Here is a 4053-nt window from a genome sequence, read left to right as displayed (position 1 = left end):
GCTCAGATAAGCCGCCTGCTCGTGAACTACTCGTCTCCCGATGCGCTTGGGGCTAGTGCGGGGAAGATGTGCAGGCAGATTTCCCTCAGGAACTGGATAACGAGTTCAGGGGGGAACTCTGGGCTGGGACCATCAAGCTCCGGCGGCAGCTTTATGCCCATTCTCTTGGCTAGTTCGATCAGGCCGGGGCCGATGACCGTGCCCAGTGTGCTGAGTGCTGCCCCCGCGGACTGAATGTCGAGCGTCCAGGCGGGCACGGGCTGTGCTTGGACCGTGACCCAGCTCTTCGGGTCTCGGGGCGTTTCCAGGGCGAAGACGTGGTCGAAGGTGCGCGCCGAGGCGTCGCGCCGGGTGAAGGCCTCGCCGAGGTCCCATGTCTTGCGGAGGGTGGCGATCAGCGAGGTGTGCCGGTACTCCTCGTTGTACACCGAGCCCTGGTCGACCCACGGCGACACGATGATGGCGGGGACCCTGTAGCCCGAGCGGTCGAACGTGAAGCCGAGCTCACCGGCTGGTGCATCCTCGTCCGGGGGCGCGACGGCGCCGGGAGCGACGTGATCGTAGGTGCCGCCTGGCTCGTCCCAGCCGATCAGGAGGGCTGTGTTCCAGACGTTCGTGCCCGAAGGTCCGGTCATGGACCGGTACGTGTTGTACACCCGCTCCAAGAACGCCTCACCGCCGAGCATCGACGAGGGAGGGTCGAACCCGATATCGAGATTCGCGCCGATAAACGATCGCCCGTAGGCCGGGTGGTAGTCGTTATGACCAGATGCCATGTCCGGCTCGACCAACGAGAAGTCAGGCAACGTGCCTGCGGCCGCGTCCTTCGCGAATTCGGCGAACGGCACGAAGTGCGTCGCGAGCCGCTCCTGGAGGCGGGGGAAGTGAATGACCCCGGTGAACGACAAGGGCATGGGCTCGGCGACGTAGACCTTCCAGGTCTTGCCGTGGGCCTCCAGGCGCTCGAAGAGGGTCTCGGCGGTGTTCTTGGTCAGCCATTTCGCCGCCGGGCTGTTCACGACCAGCCCCGAAGACGTGGCCGCCGTCCAGAACGAACGATTCATGAACGTCTGCGACGGCACCTCAGAGAACCAGTGATCGAACACACCGAAATCACGGGCGATGGAGCTGAGTACCGGGAGCTGCTCAGGCGTGTAGCCCGTCATGATCTGTGCGTACTCGTCATAGCTGGGCTGGCGGCCGACCTCGCCGGTGAAGGTACTGATGAAGTCGGTGACGAACCCGTCCATGGTCGGCGTCGCCCCTGGTGGCGGCACGTTCCAATGCTTGGTGACGGCCTCGCCGATCTTGAACCGGTTGTGGTCATCGATCGTGCCGAAAAGCTGGGTGTTGGTGTGGTACCACTCCTCCCCCGAGTCCGGGTTGGGGGAGTCCATGTCAGCGCTGATCCCGTAGGGCACCATCTTGCGGTCGGCGCCGTGCTCGGCCCATTCCGGGATCGGGTTGCTCAGGTCCTTCCCGATGACGCCGTCGAAGATCTTGCCATCGCCGGGGCCGTACAGGCGGCCGAGCACGTTGTCAAGGGACCGGTTCTCGAAGAGCACCACCACGACATGGTCGAGTGCGTTGCCGCGGGTGGCTGAGCCGGGCATGTCAGTCTCCAGTCGTTGGAGGACGTTTCGGATGTCTCTGTCGCGCCGGACACCGATGGGCCATCAGGTGTCATTCTGACCCATGAGCGGGTGTCGCTCATTCACCCGGCAGGGGTGATCAGGTCGCGGCCCGCCAGCGAGGGCAGGTCGGACCTCAGCGCCGCCCGTGACAACTGGCCAGATCTGATGGCGGTAGACGGTCTCCGTGCTGGTGCTCCCGATGTGGCCGACCAGGCGGGCGATCTTCTCAACCGGTACGCCCGCGTCGGATAGCAGTGAGACGAAGCTGTGCCGCGGCTCACGCGGCGTCCAGTCCGCAGGATTGAGACCCGCAGCGGCGGTGACCTTGCGGAAGGAGGCGCTTGACAGTTCTAGGGTCCGGCGCGCCTGCCGGACTGATTGCCCGGCTTTCTGGCTCGGCTCGCGGCTGAGCGACCCAACGTGTGAGGAAGTATCGCGTCCACCACTTGGCCCAAAGGCCGCCTGGCGTCGATGGGAATCGCCCCGGATGCACGCAAGCGGCCCTGATATTCCGGCAGCTTGCGGCGCTGATACTCGCGTGTGTCCCCGATACGGCCCCATTCCTTGTCCCGGATTCCCAGCCGTCCCAGCATCGTGGGCTCGTCAATCTCCAGCAGGAACACCTGAGTGAAGCGATCGGCCAGCTCCAGCTCATTGTCCGCACAGCCGCAGACGTAGAGCGTCGCTGGTGCCGCGGCACCGATCAGTTCGTCCAGGCGAGCCGGATTCCACGTCCAGCTATGCCGGGCAAGCCAGGCAAAATCCGGGACAGCCGGGTCTCCCACCACATTGCCGGCGGAGTCAACGTGCCGGGCGAGCAAAGGGTCGCCGTCGGCATCGATGACTGCCAGGCCCCGGCGGGCAAGTACTGCGGCGATCGTGGTCTTCCCGGCGCCGGACATGCCGCTGATCTGCACTGCGTTCATTGGCGTATATCGTGGGCCAGCCCTGAAGGCGGACGCAAACGAGTTTATGTTCGAGGGTCTTGGTGCCGTAGGCCGCGGCGCGGACGTCGCTGGCGGTGGCCGATTCCTTGCACACGGCCGCTACTCCTGGGTGGCCGGGTCGACGATCTCGATGAGTCCGGTGCTGACGTCGTAGACCAGGCCGGACACGAGCCGGCTCGGCGGCAGAGAATGCCGGGCGATGGCGGCGTCGACTCGCACCGCCGCGTACGGGTCGTCGACCGCCTTGCTCTCCAGCTCGTCTGCCGGTATCTCGAAGAACGCGGCGAGCTGCTCGGGATAGTCCGCGAGGCGGATGATGCCGCAGTCGGTGTGGTGCAGGATCACCAGGTGCCCGCTTCTCGGGGGCTGGCCCTGGCCAAGTCGGCCCAGCAGGGCCCATGAGCGCAGCGTCGCCGGGGTGATCCGGCCGCCGATGTTGCGCATCACGACACCTTCGCCGAGCTCGAGACCGAGCACATCACTCGGGTCGACCCGGGAGTCGACGCAGCCGAGCACCTGCAGGGTCTCGTTGGTCGGGAAGGGAAGGCCGGCGAACGCCCCCGTCGCGGCGAACGCCGCGTTGCGCCGAACCAGCTCGTCGGAAGAGATGATCATGTCTTCGGAGCATACCCATCGCCGCACGTTCGAGCCTTCACCCCGGACGGCACCGAGATCTTCTACAAGGACTGGGGCTCGGGCCAGCCGATCGTCTTCAGTCACGGCTGGCCGCTCTCGGCCGACGACTGGGATGCCCAGATGATGTTCTTCCTCGGGCGCGGCTACTGCGAGCTTGGCTCGTAGGCGCTGCTGTACTTTGCTGCTGTACGGCATAAGAAAAGGCCACGTCCCGTGATGGGAGGTGGCCTGTGACTTGGGTCGGGGTGGCCGGATTTGAACCGGCGGCCTCTTCGTCCCGAACGAAGCGCGCTGCCAAGCTGCGCCACACCCCGCCGACCGCTTTGGGGCTGCGCCCCGGGAGGGTCGATTTCCCCGGAACCTCCGGCAGTCTAGCCGATCCGCGGGACCAGCGTGAGCAGGGTTGCCTCGGGCCGGCAGGCGAACCGCACCGGTGCCCAGGGGGAGGTGCCGAGCCCGGCGGATACGTGCAGCCAGGACTGCGGCTGGCCCGGCTCGGGCAGCCGATCCGGGTGCCGGTGCAGGCCGCTGACCCGCTCCGGCTCGATGCCGCAGTTGGTCACCAGCGCCCCGTACAGCGGAACCCGGAGCTGGCCGCCGTGCGTGTGCCCGGCCAGCAGCAAGTCGTAGCCGTCGGCGGTGAACTGGTCGAGTACCCGTGGCTCCGGGGTATGCATCACGCCCAGCCGCAGGTCGGCCGCGGGGTCGGTGGGCCCGGCGATGTTCTGGTAGCGATCCCGCTTGGTGTGCGAGTCGTGCACGCCGCCGACCTCGATGTCCAGGTCCCCGGCCTTGACCCGGCCGCGCTTGTTGTTGGCGTCCAGCCACCCGGCGGC

Annotated in this window: 5 protein-coding genes, 1 tRNA gene and 1 pseudogene; 1 reads left to right on the top strand and 6 read right to left on the bottom strand. The window is 66.6% G+C overall.

Features of this window, described 5'->3' with window-relative positions; translation table 11 throughout:
- Positions 1–26: 26 nt before the first annotated feature.
- The 4 genes from WA805_RS13660 to WA805_RS13645 form a co-directional block, all read right to left on the bottom strand.
- Entirely contained in the window at positions 27–1613 is a 1587-nt protein-coding gene (locus WA805_RS13660) for an alkaline phosphatase family protein (RefSeq protein ID WP_425242517.1), read from the bottom strand.
- A gap of 63 nt (positions 1614–1676) precedes the next feature.
- The gene (locus WA805_RS13655; RefSeq protein WP_422325231.1) at positions 1677–1982 is read right to left on the bottom strand and encodes a tyrosine-type recombinase/integrase; all 306 of its coding nucleotides are present in this window, start codon (positions 1980–1982) and stop codon (positions 1677–1679) included.
- 2 nt (positions 1983–1984) lie between these two features.
- Positions 1985–2560 carry a hypothetical protein gene (locus tag WA805_RS13650; protein WP_425242518.1) on the bottom strand — a complete coding sequence of 192 codons (576 nt, stop codon included), beginning with the start codon at positions 2558–2560 and terminating at the stop codon, positions 1985–1987.
- Positions 2561–2680: 120 nt separating this feature from the next.
- The gene (locus WA805_RS13645; protein WP_425242516.1) at positions 2681–3196 is read right to left on the bottom strand and encodes a carbonic anhydrase; all 516 of its coding nucleotides are present in this window, start codon (positions 3194–3196) and stop codon (positions 2681–2683) included.
- Between the two features lie 57 nt (positions 3197–3253).
- Here WA805_RS13645 and WA805_RS13640 point away from each other — a divergent pair.
- Positions 3254–3364, top strand: a pseudogene (locus tag WA805_RS13640) (alpha/beta fold hydrolase); the annotation flags it as partial.
- Positions 3365–3457: 93 nt separating this feature from the next.
- On the opposite strand, the gene WA805_RS13635 reads toward WA805_RS13640, so the two are convergent.
- Both WA805_RS13635 and WA805_RS13630 read right to left on the bottom strand, forming a co-directional pair.
- Positions 3458–3531, bottom strand: a tRNA-Pro gene (locus WA805_RS13635).
- A gap of 57 nt (positions 3532–3588) precedes the next feature.
- The coding region (locus tag WA805_RS13630; RefSeq protein ID WP_425242515.1) for a metallophosphoesterase at positions 3589–4053 on the bottom strand (465 nt) is incomplete at its 5' end.

Origin of the sequence: Trebonia sp. (assembly GCF_049794275.1) — a bacterium.
In the GTDB taxonomy this organism is placed as follows: Bacteria; Actinomycetota; Actinomycetes; order Streptosporangiales; family Streptosporangiaceae; genus Trebonia.
Note: the sequence above shows the minus strand (reverse complement) of the source record. Positions and strands in the feature narration are given on the sequence as shown.

Coding starts and splice junctions, on each gene's coding strand:
- WA805_RS13660 (WP_425242517.1), bottom strand. CDS start 1,613: ATGCCCGGCTCAGCCACCCGCGGCAACGCACTCGACCATGTCGTGGTG.
- WA805_RS13650 (WP_425242518.1), bottom strand. CDS start 2,560: ATGAACGCAGTGCAGATCAGCGGCATGTCCGGCGCCGGGAAGACCACG.
- WA805_RS13645 (WP_425242516.1), bottom strand. CDS start 3,196: ATGATCATCTCTTCCGACGAGCTGGTTCGGCGCAACGCGGCGTTCGCC.